Source organism: Lentzea sp. NPDC051838 (assembly GCF_040681245.1).
Taxonomy (GTDB): Bacteria; Actinomycetota; Actinomycetes; order Mycobacteriales; family Pseudonocardiaceae; genus Lentzea.
This window is the reverse complement of record NZ_JBFAYI010000064.1, coordinates 1-16,439: the sequence shown is the minus strand read 5'-3', so window position 1 is coordinate 16,439 and position 16,439 is coordinate 1. Positions and strand designations below refer to the sequence as shown.

Here is a 16,439-nt window from a genome sequence, read left to right as displayed (position 1 = left end):
CCGTCACGAGCCGCGCGTGAGCGAGCCACGACCAGGCAGGGGTGTCAAGTCGACGAAAAGCGTGTCGACTTGACACCCCTGCCTGGTCGCAGCAGACGATCAAGCACGACTCGTGACGGGGCCCGCCGGAGCGCACGGGAAGGGCAGCTCGGCTTCGCCATCGCCCAGGCAGCTCGCCTTCGGCATCGCCCGATCCCCTTCGCCCTGCCCTGCCCTGCCCACTCCCGTCCGCTTTCCGGGTTTGGGTTGCGTTTGGGGCTGGAACCGTTAGCGTTGCTAACCATGAACATCGCGATCACCGGGGGCTACGTCGTTCCCGTCGACGGGGAGCCCGTTCAGGGTGGAACTGTTCTCATTCAGGACGGGAAGATCGTCGCGGTTGGGGCCGACGTCGACATTCCGGACGGGGTTGAGGTTGTCGACGCCGACGGGGCGTGGGTGTTGCCTGGGTTTGTGGAGGCGCACGGGCACATTGGCGTCCATGAAGAGGCCGAGGGGTGGGCCGGGCAGGACACCAACGAGATGACGGATCCTGTTGGCGCGAGGATGCGGGCGTTGGACGCGATCAACCCCGCTGACCTCGGGTTTGGGGATGCGCTCAGCGGTGGGGTTACCACTGCGGTGATCAAGCCCGGGTCGGGGAATCCGATCGGTGGGCAGACGGTGGCCGTGAAGTGTTGGGGGCGGACCGTTGACGAGATGCTCGTCAAGGAGCCGGTCAGCGTCAAGAGTGCGCTTGGGGAGAACCCGAAGCGGGTTTACGGCGACAAGGGGAAGTTGCCGTCCACTCGGCAAGGGGTTGCTGCGGTCATCCGGGACGAGTTGACCAAGACGCAGGACTACATGGCGAAGAGGGCGGAAGCGGAGGCTGATGGGAAGGCCTTCGACCGCAACAACACCCAGGAGATCTTGGCCAAGGTGCTCAGCGGTGAGCTGCCTTGGTGTCAGCACGCGCATCGGGCTGATGACATCGCCACGGCGATCAGGTTGTCGGAGGAGTTCGGCTACAAGCTGATCATCAATCATGGGACGGAAGGCCATTTGATTGCTGATCTCATTGCGGAGAAGCAGATTCCGGTGATCATCGGGCCGCTGTTCACCTCGCGGTCCAAAGTGGAGGTTCGGAACCGGGGGTTGCGGAACCCCGGGATTCTGGCTCGGGCCGGGGTGGAGTTGGCGATCACCACGGACCATCCTGTTGTGCCCATTCACTTTTTGGTGCACCAGGCCACGTTGGCGGTGAAGGAAGGGCTGGATCCCGAGGTTGCGATTCGGTCGTTGACGGTCAACCCCGCCAAGATCATGGGACTCGATGACCGGGTTGGCGCGTTGAAGCCCGGGCTTGACGGTGACGTGGTGATCTGGTCCGGGGATCCGTTGGACGTGATGAGCCGGGCGCTGCACGTGTACGTGCAGGGGCGCGAGGTCTACACGTTCGATGAGAGGAAGGGGGAAGGGGTCGTGGCCGACCCCTTCTACCGCGAAAGCGTTTAGCGGAGGCCTCGGCCAATGACCAGGCGCTGGATCTGGTTGGTGCCTTCGAAGATCTGCAGGACCTTGGCCTCGCGCATGTAGCGCTCGACCGGGAAGTCGCGGGTGTAGCCGGCGCCGCCTAGGACCTGGACGGCGTCGGTCGTCACCTTCATCGCCGCGTCGGTGGCGATGAGCTTGGCGATCGACGCCTGCTGGCGGAAGGGGCGGCCGGCGTCGCGGAGGCGGGCTGCGTGGAGGTAGGTGGCTCGGGCAGATTCCACGGCTGCTGCCATGTCGGCCAGGAGGAACTCTAGGCCCTGGAACTCGATGATCGGGCGGCCGAACTGGGTTCGGGTCTTGGCGTAGGCGACTGCTTCGTCCAGGGCTGCCTGGGCGAGGCCGACTGCGCAGGCGGAGATGCCGAGGCGGCCCGAGTCCAAAGCGGACAGTGCGATCTTGAGGCCGTCGCCCTCGGCGCCGATCAGGCGGTCGGTGCCGAAGCGGACGTCGTTGAACTGGAGTTGGGCCGTGATGGAGCCGGTCAGGCCCATCTTGCGTTCCGGGGTGTCTGCGACGAGGCCTGGAGTGTCGCCCGGGGCCAGGAAGCAGGAGATGCCTCGGCCGCCGTCGGGGGACGTGCGGGCCATGAGGGTGTAGAAGTCGGCGGCGCCTGCGTGGGTGATCCACGCCTTGGTGCCGTTGACGGTGTACTCGTTGCCCTTGCGGACGGCTCGCGTCGACATGGCCGCCGGGTCGGAGCCCGCTTGGACTTCGGAGAGGGCGTAGCCGCCGAGGAGCTCGCCTTCGAGCATCTCGGGGAGCCAGCGGTCCTGCTGGTCGCGGGTGCCGAACGTGGCGAGGCCGTAGCAGGACATGACGTGGACGGACATGCCGACCGCGACCGTCATCCAGGCTGAGGCGACCTCTTCGAGGGCCTGCAGGTACACCTCGTAGGGCTGTGCGCCGCCGCCGAAATCTTCTGAGTACGGGAGGCCCAGCAGGCCGGCCCTGCCCAGCAGGCGGAACGCGTCGCGGGGGAACTTCTCGTTCTCCTCCGCGTCCGCGGCGTGGGGCTTGAGCTCGTCCCGCGCGATCTCCCTGACCAGCGCGATCAGGTCCTCGGCTTCTTGGGTTGGGAGCAGCCGCTCGGCGGGCATCGTCGACCTCCGGTGTGTACTGGTAGCTGTACTGTAGGACGTACGTCAGTACAGTTGCCAGTGAGTGTGGCAGGGTCGTCATATGACGCGGGCTCTCACGCAGCGGCAGGCCGAGCTGCTCACCCGGTTGGAGGCGTTGTTCCTCACCGAGGGCTTCGGGCATCTCACTCTCGATGACATCGCGGGCAGGCTGCACTGCTCGAAGTCGACGCTGTACGCGCTCGCCGGCAGCAAGGAACAGCTGGCCGTGCGGGTGGTCGGGCGGTACTTCAAGGGAGCCGCCGAGCGCATCGAGAAGCGCATCGCGGGCCTCGTTGACGTGCGCAAACGCATTGGCAGCTACCTGGCGGGGGCTGCTGAGGAGCTGTCGAAGGCGTCGGCGGCGTTCATCGCGGACGTGTCGGACTTCCCTCCGACGCGAGCGACGTACGAGCGCAACGCGCGCGCTGCGGCCGAGCGCATCAAGGCGTTCATCCAGGACGGGGTCGAGCTGCACGTGTTCCGCGAGGTGCACGCGGTGCTGTTCGCCGAGATGGCCGGGCTGCTCATCGAGAGCATCCAGACGGGTGTCCTCACCAAACGGGCAGGCGTTTCGGATGCCGAGGCGTTCACCGCTCTGGGCGAATTGTTGTTGGATGGGCTGCAAAGAGAACGGAGCCCGAAGTGATCGTGGTTGCTGGTGAGGCACTGGTCGACATGGTGCCGGTGGGGGACGACGAGCTGACGCCGCTCGCGCCCAAGCTCGGTGGCGGGCCGTACAACGTCGCGGTGGCGTTGGGGCGGCTGGACGTGCCGACGAGCTTCCTGTCGCGGGTGTCGAGCGACCACTTCGGGGAGCAGCTGGTCAAGCGGCTGCACGCGTCGAACGTGGACACCGGGCTGGTGCAGCGCGGGCCGGAGAACACGACGCTGGCCGTCGTCGGGCTGGCCGAGGACGGTTCGGCGCGCTACTCGTTCTACGTCGACGGCACGGCCGACCGGCTCGTCGAGGACCCCGGACCGCTGCCTGCCGACACTCAGGCCGTGTCGTTCGGCACGCTGTCGCTCGTCCTGGAGCCAGGCGCCTCGGTCTACGAGAAGGTCTTGAGGCGCGAGAGCAAGCGCTTGCTCACCGCGCTCGACCCCAACATCCGGGCCGGGCTCATCGACGATCCGGGCGCCTACCGCAAGCGGTTCCGGTCGTGGCTGCCGGACGTCGGGCTGCTGAAGCTCTCGGTCGAGGACGCGCAGTGGCTCGCCGAAGAGAACGACGTGATCGAGATCGCAAGGACGTGGATTTCACAGGGACCGGCCGCCGTGGTGCTCACCAGAGGTGGCGAAGGTCTGTCAGTGATCACCGCCACGGTTCAGGTCGACGTGCCGCCGGTGAAGGTGGACGTGGTCGACACGATCGGGGCCGGCGACACGGTGCAAGGTGCCCTGCTCGCGTGGCTGCACGCCCACGACGCGTTGAGCGTGGAGAAGGTCCGTGCGCTCGCGAGTGAGGAATGGACCGACGCATTGACGTACGCGGGTGCCGCCGCCGCGATCACATGTTCCCGCGCGGGAGCCGAACCGCCCTTTGCGAGCGAACTCACCGCTGCGTTGGGTGGATAAAACCGAGGAACGGACTACCGTGAGGTAGCCGCGCTAGAAACTGGCATTACGGATGTGATGCCGGTCCCATCTCACAGAATCGGTTCACACCGCTGCTGCGAGGCGGGCCTTCCGCCGACTAGCGTGAGTGAACTTACGAAGACTCAGATCCCAACGGGGTGGTCCGAGACGACGGCAGGCCGTGCGACCTGCCGCCACCCCGTCCGAGCGTTGAGAGGGACTTGAATGCCCGACGCGACGACTGCGCCGAACGACACCCAGACCGTCGCGCTGCGCCACGGGGGCGGAGAGCTCGAGATGAAGGTGGTGCGGGCGTCCGAAGGCGCGTCCGGCATCGAACTCGGCAAACTGCTGTCGACGACCGGTCTGGTAACCCTGGACACCGGTTTCGTCAACACGGCCTCCTGCTCCTCCGAGATCACCTACATCGACGGTGACGCCGGCATTCTGCGTTACCGCGGGTACCCGATCGAGCAGCTGGCCCAGCGGTCGAACTTCATCGAGGTCAGCTACCTCCTCATCTACGGCGAGCTGCCCACCCAGGCCCAGCTTGACGACTTCTCCTCCAAGATCAGCAGGCACACGCTGCTGCACGAGGACCTCAAGCGCTTCTTCGACGGCTTCCCGCGTGACGCGCACCCGATGCCGGTGCTGTCCTCCGCGGTGTCGGCCCTGTCGACCTTCTACCAGGACTCGCTGTCGCCGTTCGACGCGAACCAGGTGGAGATCTCCACGATCCGCCTGCTCGCCAAGCTGCCGACGATCGCGGCCTACGCGTACAAGAAGTCGGTCGGCCAGCCGTTCCTCTACCCGGACAACTCGCTTGGCCTGGTGGAGAACTTCCTGCGGATGACCTTCGGCTTCCCGGCCGAGGCCTACGACCTCGACCCGGACCTGGTCCGCGCGCTCGACCTGCTGTTCATCCTGCACGCCGACCACGAGCAGAACTGCTCCACGTCGACCGTGCGCCTGGTCGGCTCGTCCGAGGCGAACCTCTTCGCGTCCATCTCCGCCGGCATCAACGCCCTGTTCGGCCCGCTGCACGGCGGCGCGAACAGCGCGGTGCTGGAGATGCTCGAGAAGATCAAGGCCGACGGCGGCGACGTGAAGTCGTTCGTCAACAAGGTCAAGAACAAGGAGGACGGCGTCCGCCTGATGGGCTTCGGCCACCGGGTCTACAAGAACTACGACCCGCGCGCCGCGATCATCAAGAAGACGGCCGACGAGATCCTCAACAAGCTCGGCGCCGACGACCAGCTGCTCGACATCGCGAAGCAGCTGGAAGAGGCCGCGCTGAGCGACGAGTACTTCATCTCCCGCAAGCTCTACCCGAACGTGGACTTCTACACGGGTCTGATCTACCGGGCGATGGGCTTCCCGACGAAGTTCTTCACCGTGCTGTTCGCGCTCGGCCGGCTCCCCGGCTGGATCGCGCACTGGCGCGAGATGATCAACGACCCGGCCACCAAGATCGGCCGTCCGCGGCAGATCTACACCGGCCCGACCGAGCGTGACTTCATCGCGATGGAAAACCGCTGATCACGGGCTAGTTCTTCTGGCAGGCTGAAGGCGCGTCGCTCACCGAGCGGCGCGCCTTTCGTCATGTTCTGGGGGTGGTGCGTGACGGACGTGCGTGCTGAGGTGGCTCGGCTGTACGAGCAGCACCGGAAGCTGCGGTACCCCGAGGGGCAACGCGGCATGGAGCTCGCGGGGGTGGAGCTCATCCTGATCGACATCTATGCCGCCGACTCCGCCCACAGCTGGCTGGTACACGACGACCATGCCCGGTGGTTGGCGCCGTACTGCCTTGATGAGCTGCGGAAAGTGGTCCCGCTGTTCGCTGATCCGGGGTCGGAGTGGTACCGGCCCTACGCCGCCCACTACTACGGCCGGCTGCTGAGAATGATGCGGTTGATCACCCTCGAACTCGCGGCCGAGGTGGTCTCGCCGTAGCGTTCAGGGGTGAGTTCCCCATCGCTCGTCTGGTTTCGCCGTGATTTGCGGACATCCGATCATCCCGCGATTCTGGCGGCCGCGGAAAGGTCACCTCGCGCGCTCGCGTTGTTCGTTCTGGATGACAGATTGCTGAAACCGTCGGGCCAGCCGCGAATCGATTTCCTGCACCGGTGTTTGCACGCGTTGAACGACGAACTCGACGGCCGTCTGATGGTCGTGCACGGCGACCCGGTGAAGACGGTTCCGCGCATCGCCAGGGAAATCGGTGCGGGCAGCGTCCACATCTCCGCGGACTGCGCGCCGTACGGGCGGCGTCGCGACGAAGCGGTCGAGGAAGCGTTGGGGGACATCGAAATCGTCCGGTCCGGCTCGCCCTACGCCGTGACGCCAGGCCGGGTGCGCAAACAGGACGGAACGCCGTTCAAGGTCTTCACCCCGTTCCGCAACGCCTGGCTGGACCACGGCTGGCGCAAGCCGGCGGACACGGATGCGTCCACTCTGGACTGGATCAAGCCGGACCACAGCACCCAACTTCCCACGATCAAAGAGAAACTCCCAGACGCGACGAAGCTCTGGGAGGAGTTCCGGGACGAACGGCTGCAGGACTACGACACCACCCGCGACCGCCCCGACCTCGACGCCACCAGCAGGCTGGCCGCGTACCTGAGGTTCGGCGTGCTGCACCCGCGGACGCTGCTGCAGGACTGCGACGGCACGTTCCGCAGCGAGCTGGCGTGGCGTGAGTTCTACGCGGATGTGTTGTGGCACAAGCCGGAGACCGCGCGCGAGAACTACGACCGCAAGTTCGACAGGATGCAGCACGACGACGACGAGGAGCTGTTCGAGGCTTGGACGCAGGGTCGCACCGGCTACCCGATCGTCGACGCCGGCATGCGGCAGCTGCTGCAGGAAGGGTTCATGCACAACAGGGTTCGCATGATCGTGGCGAGCTTCCTGGTGAAGGACCTGCACCTGCCGTGGTGGTGGGGCGCGAGGCACTTCATGAAGCACCTGATCGACGGTGACATCGCCTCGAACCAGCACAACTGGCAGTGGGTCGCGGGCTGCGGCACGGACGCGGCGCCGTTCTTCCGCATCTTCAACCCGTCGACCCAGGCCAAGAAGTTCGACCCGGACGGCGCGTACGTGCGCAGGTACGCGCCCGACAGCCTGGACATCCCGCCGATCGTTGACCACGCCGTCGAACGGAAGATCGCGCTCGACCGCTACCAGGCGATCAAGTGAGCGTCACGCGGGCGTGCTGCACGTAGGTCGCGGCCTGCCAGTACGTGATCGCGGTGCCGTTCGCGTCGAAGTACTCGTAGAAGTCGCCCATCTTGTCGCACAGCGCTTGGACCACGTCGAGCTCGTCGACCACCGCGTCGACCTCGACCTGGTCCTGCGCGGCGATCAGCTGCGGCTCCGGCCGATCTCCTGCCCGGGAGTGGAAGACGCGGTGGTCGAACGCGACCTTGCGGCAGGCGACGAGGTAGAGCACCAACGCGGCGTCGACCGCCGGACGGGACGCGGAGGAGACCGACGAGCGCAAGGCCGTCAGCAGGTCGAGCGCGTGCAGCATCCTGGCGCGCAGCTCGTCGGCGGAGACGTCGACGCGTTTCTGCAGCAGTTCCCGTACCTCGGCTGGATCCACGCCTAGATCTTGAGGGCTTCCCGCAGCTTGACGCGAGCCCCCGTTCGCAGCACCGCGTTCGCGTAGACCTTGCCGCCGAGCCACGTGATCGCCGCGATGGCCGCCAGCGCGAGCACCACGGCCAGCAGCACCTGCCAGGCGGGAGCGACGCCCAGCGCCATCCGGCCCGGCATCAGGATCGGCGCGAACGGCGGCAGCAGCGACAGCACCGTGACGGTCGGGCCGGACGGGCTGCCGATCATCAGGTTGATGCCCGCGACGAACGCCACGATGATCGTCATGCTGATCGGCGTCAGCACCGACTGCAGTTCTTCCTGACGTGACACCAGAGAAGCAGCGGCCGCGAACACCGTGGCGTACAGGAAGAAGCCGAGCAGGTACCACAGCACGCCCGTCAACAGGGCTGTGCCGCCGAGCGCTCCCACGTCGACCACGTCGAACGCCGAGGACAGTCCCAGCCCGACCGTCGAGATCACCAGCAGCTGGAGCAGGCCGACCGCGCCGAGCCCGATCACCTTGCCCAGCAACAACTGCCACGGTCGCAGGGTGGCGAGCAGGATCTCGACGACGCGGCTGGACTTCTCCTCCACCACGCCCTGCGCGACCATCGTGCCGTAGACCAGCAGCGAGTAGTACAGCAGCGCGGCCACGATCAACCCGATCGCGAGGCGCTGACCTCGTTGAGGGTCAACGGGTTCCAGCGCGGTCACGGCGACCTTGACGTCCGCCAGGCTCTCCGCGACCTGCTGCGGGGTCTTGCCGGTCTCGGCGAGCTGCGCGACGAGCACCTGCTGGCGCAGCACGTCGTTCAGCGTGGTCGTCAGCACCTCGTCGCCGGAGCCCTTGACGATCATCTTCAGCATCGGGGGCGCGCCGGTCACCAGTGCGTCCAGCGAGCCGTCGCGCACCTGCTGCTCGGCGTCTGCCATCGTCGTGACATCGCGCGTCTCGACGTCGATCCCGAACGAACGAGCCTTCTCCCGCAACGGATCCGCGAGCTGCGTCGCCTGGCCGGAGAACCCGACGACGCTGCGCTGCTGGTCGTCGAACAGCACCGACTGCAGCACCACGTACCCGGCGAGCACGGCGATGATCACCGCGGTGCCGATCAGGAACGACCTGGTGCGCACCTTCGTGACGAACTCGCGCTTGGCCACCAACGAAACCGCACGGGCCGACGTCATGCGCTCCTGCCCTCGGTGGTCACGACGTTGCGGAACAGCTCCGTCAGCGAGGGGCGCTGGCGGGAGAACTCGTGCACGGGACCGGCGGCGAGTGCGGCGTGCAGAACGCTCTGGTCGTCCACGCCGTCCGCGAGCTCCAGCACGCAGCGCGTCCCGTTCTTCTCGATCACCCGCACACCGTCCAGCGTGACAGTCCAGTCGGTCGTTGGCGACTCAACTACAAGGCGCGGCACTCCGCCGGACCGAAGTTCGTCCACGGTTCCGGTCGCGACCATCGAACCGGCGCTGACGATGCCCACCCGGTCGCACAGCCGTTCCACCAGGTCGAGCTGGTGGCTCGAGAACACCACGGGCACCCCGGCGGCGGCCTTCTCGCTCAGCACCTGGCTCATCACGTCCACCGCGACCGGGTCGAGGCCGGAGAACGGCTCGTCGAGCACCAGCACGTCCGGCTCGTGCACCAGGGCGGCGGCGAGCTGCACGCGCTGCTGGTTGCCGAGGCTCAGGCGCTGCACCTCGTCCGTGCGGCGGTCCCGCAGGCCGAGGCGCGCGATCCAGTTCTCCGCGCTCGTGTGGGCGTCGTTGGTGCTCATGCCGTGCAGCTCGGCCAGGTACACGAGCTGGTCGAGCACCTTCATCCTCGGGTAGAGGCCGCGCTCCTCCGGCATGTATCCGATTCGGCGGCGTGTGTCGAGGTCGACGGGTCTTCCGTTCCACCGCACCTCACCGGAGTCGGCCGCGAGCACGCCCAGCGCGATTCGCATGGCTGTCGTCTTCCCGGCGCCGTTGCTGCCGACGAAACCGAAGAGCTCGCCCGCGCGAACGTCAAAAGACATGTTTCGCAGGGCAACAACCTCTCCGTAGCGCTTGGAGATCTCATCGATCTCCAGCACTCCCTCAGGCACGGTGCACCCCTTCGTTAGCCCGGATGGCGGTAATCGGACTCAAAGTATCGGTGAGCAGGGAACGAGTGAAACGATACGGGCGTCTACGGCGAATCGAACGAACGACCAATTCACTCAACGGGGGTGACCATGGAGCCCATCGACCCCGATCAGTGGCTCAAGGAGTACGGGGCCAAGATCGAGCAGGCCAAGCAGCAGGCAGAGCAGGCTGTCGGCCAGCTCGGAGGTGTGGGTGGGAGCGCAAGCTCGCCGGACGGCCTGATCACGGTGACTGTCAACGCGACCGGCGTCCTGACCGACCTGCAGATCAAGCCGGAAGCTCGCGGCATGGACCCCAGCGAGATCGCCTCGGCGGTGCTCGCCGCCTCGACCAAGGCTCAGCGCGACGCCTCGGGCAAGGTCGTGCAGATCATGGGCGACTTCGTCGGCGAGAGCCCCGCGCTCGACTTCGTGAAGGCGCAGATGCCGAACGGATACGCGGGCGACGGAACCGATGAGGAAGAACCGAAGTCGGAGTTGGAGCGCAAGGACCTTCGGCCCGACGACGAGTACTTCACCAACCCGCCCGACGTCATGGCCTGAGTGCAGGAGGGGGTTAGAGCATGCAGCAGCACTTCAACATCGATCTGGATGAGCTGAGAAACCACGCCGCGAACGTGGACCGGCTCACCGAGCGGTTGCGCAAGGCCACCGAGACGTGCGACCCGGGCTCGCTCACGACTGAGGCTTTCGGCGTCATCTGCGGCTTCCTGGCCCAGTTCATCCTGGAGAAGGCGGGCCTCGGGCAGGACGTGCTCGGCAAGGCCACGAACTCGCTGATGGACATGGCCTCCGGTCTCAAGGAGACGGTCCAGCAGTACGAGCAGGTCGACCTCGACAACATGTTCGGCTTCAACGGAGGCCGGGGATGACCACGCAGACGTCGCAGGGCAGCGATCCGCAGCAGCTGATCAGCAGCATCTCGAACACCTACTCGTCGATCGAGCGCGGTGACTGGGTCAACGCGGGTCTGGGCATGGCCAACACGGCCATGGCCATGGTCGGCAACTCCTCGAACCCGTTGAGCGGCTTCCTCGCCGCGGGCTTCAGCTGGGCGATCCAGCACGTCGACTTCCTGCGCGAGCCGTTCGACGCACTGCTCGGGAGCCCGGAGTCGATCTCCAAGATGGCGGGCACCTACCGGTCGGCCGGCCAGCAGGTCAAGGAGATCGCGACCGAGTACGAACGGATCTGCGTCTCGCAGACCCGCGAGTGGCAGGGCAGGGCGGCCGACGCCTACCGCTCGGCGGCCAAGAAGCACGCCGACAGCATGGAGTCGCTCTCCAAGGCGACCCACGGCATCGCCGCGGCGGTCGAGGGCGCGGGCAAGCTCGTCGCCGAGGTCCGCAAGCAGATCATGGACCTGATCAGCCAGGCCGTCGCCGACATGGTCATGAAGATCATCCAGTGGCTGGCGGCGTCGGTTCTCACGTTCGGCGCGGCCATCGCGGGCGCGATCGCGGACATCGTCACGACCGCGGTGAACTACGCGAAGAAGCTGGCCGACTTCATCCAGAAGCTGTTCGGCTCGGTCAAGAAGCTGATGGACCTGGTCAAGCAGGTCTCGCAGATCGCCAAGGTCGCCGAGCAGATCATCGACGCGATCTCGGCGATGGCGCACAAGGGCGCCGGTGGTGGCGGTGGCGGCATCAACCGGCCGACTTCCGGCGGCTTCGACGGTCTCGGCAGCGGCCAGCAGAACCAGGCTCACCAGGGCGCGGGTGGCACGTTCACGGCCGGTGGCGGCGGCTACAACCAGGGCCCCAACACCGCCGGCGACGGCCTCAGCAACGTCCGTCCCGGCTACCAGGGCGGCAACAGCGACGGCTACCAGGGCCCGTACGGGCAGGGCACGACCGTGGGCGCCGGTGCTCAGGTCCGGCCCGTCTACAGGCCTCCTGGCGGTCAGTCCGGTGGCGGCGGTCTGCCGCCTGGCCACACGGACGCCGACCACCACCTCCCCGGCAGCGGTCACACCGACGCCGATCACCACCGACCCCCAGGCGGTGGTGGCGGCAGCGTCGGCATTCCGCGCGGTGAGGTGCCCGGTGTCGGCGGTCCTGGCGGACCTGGCACGGGTACCGGTCCTGGTCGTTGGGTTCCCGGCCACTGGGAGCAGGACACGACCACGACCGCAGGTGGTGTGAAGACGCCTCCGTCGTTCGGCGCGACGCCGACCACGACGAACGCCGACTGGTACCGCCCGACGACCACCGACCACTCCGCGACGGCTGCTGCCGGTGGCGGCGGCGGTGGTGGCGGGGGCGGCATCCCCAAGGGCGGCGGTGGCGGTGGCGGCATGCCCGCCGGCCTCGGTGGCCCTGCCGGTGGTGGCGGTGCCGGTGGAACCTCCGCGACGCAGTTCGGTGGCGCTGCCGGTGTCATGGCCGCTGGTGGTGCGCACGCGCCTGCTGCGGCCGGTGGTGGCGGCGGCGGTGCGCACGGTCCCAGCGGCGGTACCGGTGGTGCCGCGGGCGGCATGATGGGCGGCATGGGCGCTGGTGCCGGTGCTCAGCAGGGCGGCAACAGCGAGCACAAGCGGAAGGTGCGGATCGAGGGCGAGGCGCTCGTCGACCCGCCCAAGGCCGCGAAGCCGGTCATCGGCGAGTGAGTTTCTTGCGCTGAGAACGGGGCGTCCCTCATGGGGCGCCCCGTTTCTCATACGGCGGCGAGGAGCTTCGCGATCTCCGGAGCTGCCTTCTCGCGGTCTGCCGGCACCAGGCCGATGCGTGTGCGGCGGTCGAGGATGTCGTCGACGTCGAGTGCGCCCTCGTGCTGGATTGCGTGGACGACGTCGGCCTCGGTGACTCCAGGCGCGATCGGGGTCGTCGGGTGCGGCCTGTCGTCGACCAGGCGGATGTCCTTGGTGCGGCAGGGGATCTGCGTCAGGTGCGTGGCGTCGACCGCATCCGCCGCCATCTTCCGGTACGTCGTGAGCTTGCCGCCGACGATCGTGATCACGCCGTTCTGGGCCTTGAGCACGGCGTGGTGACGGGACAGGTCCGCGGTCTGACCCTCGGCCTCGAGCAGCGGACGCAGGCCCGCGTAGCTGCCGATGACGTCTTCTCTCGTGAGCTTCCGTTGCAGGACACCGGAAGCGGTCTTCAGCAGGAAGTCCACATCGGACTCCGGCACCTGCGGCACGTCCGGGATCTCGTCCACCGGCTCGTCGGTGAGGCCGAGATACGCGCGGCCGTTCGCCTGGGGGAGCAGGAGCGCGTAGCGGTTGCGTTCGCCGGGGACCGGGATCGTGAGCGCGGTTCCCGTCAGGCCAACGGTTCTCGCGTCCACGACCAGGTGCGAGCCGCGGGACGGGCGAAGGTTGACGGGTGCGAGCGTGCCCGCCCAGACGCCCGTCGCGTTGATCACCGCTTTGGCCTTGATGCTGAACGTTGTGCCGGTCAGCGTGTCCGTGGCCTCGGCGCCATCGCCTTGCAGCGTCAGGACTTTCGCGCGGGTGATGATTCTCGCGCCGTACCCGGCGGCGGTGCGGGCGAGAGCCACGACCAGGCGGGCGTCGTCGACGAGCTGGCCGTCGTAGTTGAGCAGGCCACCGGTGAGGTTCGACGGGTCGAGGCCGGGCACCAGTGCCAGCGCCTCGTGCTTCGGGACGCGGCGCGGCCGCGGGAGCACACTGGCGGGCGTTCCGGCCGTGATGCGCAGGGCGTTGCCCGCCTTGAGGCCTGCCATGACGAAGTGGTTCGCGCCCGCGTGCAACGGGAACAGCATCGGCAACGTGCGGGTGAGGTGCGGCGCGGTCCTGGTCATCAGGATGCCGCGTTCGACCGCGCTCTCGTGGGCGAGCTTGACGTCGCCCTTCGCGAGGTAGCGCAGGCCGCCGTGGATGAGCTTGCTGGACCAGCGCGACGTCCCGAACGCCAGGTCGTGCGCCTCCAGCAGCACGGTCTTGAGGCCCCTGGACGCCGCGTCGAGCGCGACGCCCGTGCCCGTGACGCCGCCGCCGATCACCAGGACGTCGGCGACTTCTTCTTGTGCTGCTTGGAGTTCTTGCGCGCGGCGGGTGGCGTTCAGGGACGTGTTCACGGTCGCAGAGCTCCGTCCAGCTGCTTGGCCAGCTCGTCCAGCAGCGAGGTGAAGTCGAGCCCGGACGTCGCGGGCTTCGTGGAGAGGACCATCGACTGCGTGGTCAGCAACACCACGCGCGCCTGCGTCTTGGCGTCACCGAACCGGATCGAGCCGTCGAGGTGGCCGGCCTCGATCTGTCCGATGAGGAACTGCTCGACCAGGCGTTGCGTGCTGCCCAGGCGGTCGGTCAGGTACGGGAGCATCAGCTCGGCGTCGAGCTGCAGGACCCGTTGCATGAGCGGGTTGCTGGAGAGGGCCTTGATCGCCTCGGCGGACCTGGTGACGAGCTGCTCGCGGGCGTTGCCTCTGGTGGTGGCCTGCTCGACCTGTTCGAGGAGGGCGGCGAACTCCCGCGTCATCAAGGCGCGGACCAGGTGGTCCACGTCCGGGTAACGGCGGTAGAGCGTCATCCGGCTCACGTTGGCGCGTTTTGCCACGTCAGTGAGGGTGGTGCGACGCACCCCCACCTCCAGAACACACTCACGGGTGGCGTCGAGCAGCGCGTCGTGGGTGTGACGTTGAGACGTCATGTGTAACACTGTAGCAGTGACTCGGGCCCGATGGACCACTGAAACTGTGCCGCTGCCGCCGCACGCGCTGGCTTGGTTGAGCCAGCGGGTCGGACTGGGGGAGCCGTTCGCCGAGGTGCCTTTGGTGGCACGCGAATCGGCGCTGTCCGCTGATGCGTTCACGGCGTTGGAAGCCGTTTGCACGGTGTCGGTGGAGGCTGTCGACCGTCTGGACCGGACGGGTGGGCTCTCGTATCTCGACCTGCTGCGGCACCGCGGGCACGGCACGCCGGCCGTCCCGGATGCCGTGGTCGTGCCTGCCTCGCCGGAGGAGGTCACCGAGGTGCTCCGGGTTTGTGTGGAACACGATGTCGCGGTGGTGCCGTTCGGGGGCGGTACATCCGTGGTGGGTGGAGTGGAGGCCTTGCGCGGTGGTAAGTCCGCTGTGATCGCCTTGGATCTCGCCGGACTGGGTTCGTTGGTCTCCGTGGATCCCGTGTCGCAGGTCGCCGTTCTGCAGGCGGGGTTGACCGGGCCTGAGGCTGAGCGGTTGTTGGGAGAGCACGGGTTCACGCTCGGGCATGTTCCGCAGTCGTTCGAGCGGGCGACCATTGGTGGGTTCGCGGCTACTCGGTCGGCTGGGCAGGCGTCTTCTGGGTATGGGCGCTTCGAGGACATGGTGGAGTCGGTTCGGATGTCCACTCCTGTCGGGGAGTGGAACATTGGTGTTGCGCCGGCTTCCGCTGCTGGGCCCGATTTGAAGCAGTTGGTGCTGGGCAGTGAGGGGCTTTTCGGGGTTATCACTGAGGTTGCTGTTCGCGTGCGGCCCAAGCCCTATGGTCCGCGCTACGAAGGTTTTGTGGTGGACGGCTGGGAGGCGGGATCGGACCTGATTCGAACCCTCGCCCAAGCCGGTGCGCTGGCTGACATCACTCGTCTGTCTGATCCGGACGAGACCGAGGTGGCCCTCGAACTCGCGGGGTCCAAGGCTGCTCCAGTGCGGAAGTACCTGCGGTTGCGTGGGGTCAAGCAGCCGTGTTTGGTGATCTTGGGGTGGGAGCAGCGGTCCCGTTCGGCCACTATGAGTGCGTTGAGTGGGCAGAAGGTTGTTCGGCTTGGGCGGGCTATGGGCGCTTCTTGGTTGCACGGGCGGTTCAACGGGCCTCGGCAGCGGGATGCCCTGCTTGATGCCGGGGTGTGTGTGGAGACGTTGGAGACTGCTACGCATTGGTCTCGGGTGTCTGAGCTTCGGGATGCTGTGCGGGATGCTCTTGTTGGGGAGCTTGGAGATCCGGTGGTCATGTGCCACATCTCGCATGCTTATGGGACTGGGGCTTCCCTGTACTTCACCGTGTTGGTGCCTCGGGATCTTGGTGATCCTGTTGGGCAGTGGGAGCGGGCGAAGGTTGCTGCTTCTGAGGCTATTTCTCGGCTTGGGACGATCACGCACCACCACGCGGTGGGGCGCGACCATCAGCCGTGGCTGGAGAAGGAGATCGGGGCTGTTGGGGTGGATGTGTTGCGGGCTGTTAAGTCCAAATTGGACCCGACCGGGATTCTCAATCCTGGGAAGCTGATTTAGCCGCCGTTCCGGCGGGCGCGTCGGTTGCCGTTGCCGTCTCCCTGTTTCGTGGGCGGCTGGCGGTTCCGTGTTCGTAGGTGGTGCTGTTGCGGGCGTAGCTATCTGCTGATTTCTGGGACTCCGCCCCAGACCCCGCCAATCTGATCAAAGACCCACCAGCGCCATGCGCGGGTTGATGGCACGCCTGTTGCTTTGGGCGGCTTGCTGTTGCGTAGGTGCTTGCGTTGGTGGGGTGGGTCCCGTCACGAGTCGCGTCCGAGCGAGCCACACCAGGTCAGGGGTGTCAACTCGACGAAAAGCG

16 protein-coding genes are annotated in these 16,439 nt (G+C 67.0%); 10 read left to right on the top strand and 6 right to left on the bottom strand.

Going from position 1 to position 16,439, the window contains the following annotated elements; translation table 11 throughout:
* Window positions 1-282: 282 nt before the first annotated feature.
* Entirely contained in the window at window positions 283-1,494 is a 1,212-nt protein-coding gene (locus AB0M24_RS47420) for an amidohydrolase (protein WP_363781749.1), read from the top strand.
* Here AB0M24_RS47420 and AB0M24_RS47415 read toward each other — a convergent pair.
* A complete protein-coding gene (locus AB0M24_RS47415; protein WP_363781747.1) occupies window positions 1,491-2,630 on the bottom strand; it encodes an acyl-CoA dehydrogenase family protein in 1,140 nt (379 codons plus the stop codon). The two genes, AB0M24_RS47420 and AB0M24_RS47415, sit on opposite strands and share 4 nt — an antisense overlap.
* Before the next feature lie 82 nt (window positions 2,631-2,712).
* Here AB0M24_RS47415 and AB0M24_RS47410 point away from each other — a divergent pair, with 82 nt between their 5' ends.
* The 5 genes from AB0M24_RS47410 to AB0M24_RS47390 all read left to right on the top strand — a co-directional run bounded on the left by AB0M24_RS47410 (window position 2,713) and on the right by AB0M24_RS47390 (window position 7,427).
* Window positions 2,713-3,297, top strand: a complete 585-nt coding sequence (locus AB0M24_RS47410; protein WP_363781745.1) for a TetR/AcrR family transcriptional regulator — start codon at window positions 2,713-2,715, stop codon at window positions 3,295-3,297.
* Entirely contained in the window at window positions 3,294-4,226 is a 933-nt protein-coding gene (locus tag AB0M24_RS47405) for a carbohydrate kinase (protein ID WP_363781743.1), read from the top strand. The genes AB0M24_RS47410 and AB0M24_RS47405 overlap by 4 nt, the downstream gene beginning before the upstream one ends.
* Window positions 4,227-4,451: 225 nt before the next feature.
* Entirely contained in the window at window positions 4,452-5,765 is a 1,314-nt protein-coding gene (locus tag AB0M24_RS47400) for a citrate synthase (protein WP_363781741.1), read from the top strand.
* Between the two features lie 81 nt (window positions 5,766-5,846).
* Complete coding sequence (locus AB0M24_RS47395; protein ID WP_363781739.1) at window positions 5,847-6,179, top strand: hypothetical protein; 333 nt, start codon at window positions 5,847-5,849, stop codon at window positions 6,177-6,179.
* Between the two features lie 9 nt (window positions 6,180-6,188).
* Window positions 6,189-7,427, top strand: coding sequence for a deoxyribodipyrimidine photo-lyase (locus tag AB0M24_RS47390; RefSeq protein WP_363781737.1), 1,239 nt, complete (start codon window positions 6,189-6,191; stop codon window positions 7,425-7,427).
* Here the strand turns inward: AB0M24_RS47390 and AB0M24_RS47385 are convergent.
* From AB0M24_RS47385 to AB0M24_RS47375, 3 genes are read right to left on the bottom strand one after another with little or no spacing between them, the layout of a single operon-like run.
* Entirely contained in the window at window positions 7,420-7,833 is a 414-nt protein-coding gene (locus AB0M24_RS47385; protein ID WP_363781735.1) for a hypothetical protein, read from the bottom strand. The two genes, AB0M24_RS47390 and AB0M24_RS47385, sit on opposite strands and share 8 nt — an antisense overlap.
* Window positions 7,834-7,835: 2 nt before the next feature.
* Window positions 7,836-9,017 carry an ABC transporter permease gene (locus tag AB0M24_RS47380; protein WP_363781733.1) on the bottom strand — a complete coding sequence of 394 codons (1,182 nt, stop codon included), beginning with the start codon at window positions 9,015-9,017 and terminating at the stop codon, window positions 7,836-7,838.
* On the bottom strand, window positions 9,014-9,922 hold the full coding sequence (locus AB0M24_RS47375) for an ATP-binding cassette domain-containing protein (protein ID WP_363781731.1): 909 nt from the start codon (window positions 9,920-9,922) through the stop codon (window positions 9,014-9,016). The genes AB0M24_RS47380 and AB0M24_RS47375 overlap by 4 nt, the downstream gene beginning before the upstream one ends.
* A gap of 129 nt (window positions 9,923-10,051) precedes the next feature.
* Here AB0M24_RS47375 and AB0M24_RS47370 point away from each other — a divergent pair, with 129 nt between their 5' ends.
* From AB0M24_RS47370 to AB0M24_RS47360, 3 genes are read left to right on the top strand one after another with little or no spacing between them, the layout of a single operon-like run.
* Complete coding sequence (locus tag AB0M24_RS47370) at window positions 10,052-10,504, top strand: YbaB/EbfC family nucleoid-associated protein (protein ID WP_363781729.1); 453 nt, start codon at window positions 10,052-10,054, stop codon at window positions 10,502-10,504.
* A gap of 20 nt (window positions 10,505-10,524) precedes the next feature.
* Window positions 10,525-10,833 carry a hypothetical protein gene (locus AB0M24_RS47365; RefSeq protein ID WP_363781727.1) on the top strand — a complete coding sequence of 103 codons (309 nt, stop codon included), beginning with the start codon at window positions 10,525-10,527 and terminating at the stop codon, window positions 10,831-10,833.
* The gene (locus tag AB0M24_RS47360; protein WP_363781725.1) at window positions 10,830-12,572 is read left to right on the top strand and encodes a hypothetical protein; all 1,743 of its coding nucleotides are present in this window, start codon (window positions 10,830-10,832) and stop codon (window positions 12,570-12,572) included. Before AB0M24_RS47365 ends, AB0M24_RS47360 begins: the two co-directional genes overlap by 4 nt.
* 47 nt (window positions 12,573-12,619) lie before the next feature.
* Here the strand turns inward: AB0M24_RS47360 and AB0M24_RS47355 are convergent, their stop codons facing one another.
* Complete coding sequence (locus tag AB0M24_RS47355; protein ID WP_363781723.1) at window positions 12,620-14,005, bottom strand: glycerol-3-phosphate dehydrogenase/oxidase; 1,386 nt, start codon at window positions 14,003-14,005, stop codon at window positions 12,620-12,622.
* On the bottom strand, window positions 14,002-14,577 hold the full coding sequence (locus AB0M24_RS47350; protein WP_363781721.1) for a TetR/AcrR family transcriptional regulator: 576 nt from the start codon (window positions 14,575-14,577) through the stop codon (window positions 14,002-14,004). Before AB0M24_RS47350 ends, AB0M24_RS47355 begins: the two co-directional genes overlap by 4 nt.
* Here AB0M24_RS47350 and AB0M24_RS47345 point away from each other — a divergent pair.
* Entirely contained in the window at window positions 14,576-16,138 is a 1,563-nt protein-coding gene (locus AB0M24_RS47345; protein ID WP_363781719.1) for an FAD-binding oxidoreductase, read from the top strand. The genes AB0M24_RS47350 and AB0M24_RS47345 overlap by 2 nt on opposite strands.
* Window positions 16,139-16,439: the final 301 nt, after the last annotated feature.

Excerpts from the sequence above, each read along its gene's own strand:
- AB0M24_RS47400 (WP_363781741.1), top strand. The coding sequence starts at position 4,452 with ATGCCCGACGCGACGACTGCGCCGAACGACACCCAGACCGTCGCGCTG.
- AB0M24_RS47365 (WP_363781727.1), top strand. The coding sequence starts at position 10,525 with ATGCAGCAGCACTTCAACATCGATCTGGATGAGCTGAGAAACCACGCC.
- AB0M24_RS47410 (WP_363781745.1), top strand. The coding sequence starts at position 2,713 with ATGACGCGGGCTCTCACGCAGCGGCAGGCCGAGCTGCTCACCCGGTTG.
- AB0M24_RS47380 (WP_363781733.1), bottom strand. The coding sequence starts at position 9,017 with ATGACGTCGGCCCGTGCGGTTTCGTTGGTGGCCAAGCGCGAGTTCGTC.
- AB0M24_RS47360 (WP_363781725.1), top strand. The coding sequence starts at position 10,830 with ATGACCACGCAGACGTCGCAGGGCAGCGATCCGCAGCAGCTGATCAGC.
- AB0M24_RS47345 (WP_363781719.1), top strand. The coding sequence starts at position 14,576 with ATGTGTAACACTGTAGCAGTGACTCGGGCCCGATGGACCACTGAAACT.
- AB0M24_RS47415 (WP_363781747.1), bottom strand. The coding sequence starts at position 2,630 with ATGCCCGCCGAGCGGCTGCTCCCAACCCAAGAAGCCGAGGACCTGATC.
- AB0M24_RS47370 (WP_363781729.1), top strand. The coding sequence starts at position 10,052 with ATGGAGCCCATCGACCCCGATCAGTGGCTCAAGGAGTACGGGGCCAAG.
- AB0M24_RS47420 (WP_363781749.1), top strand. The coding sequence starts at position 283 with ATGAACATCGCGATCACCGGGGGCTACGTCGTTCCCGTCGACGGGGAG.
- AB0M24_RS47350 (WP_363781721.1), bottom strand. The coding sequence starts at position 14,577 with ATGACGTCTCAACGTCACACCCACGACGCGCTGCTCGACGCCACCCGT.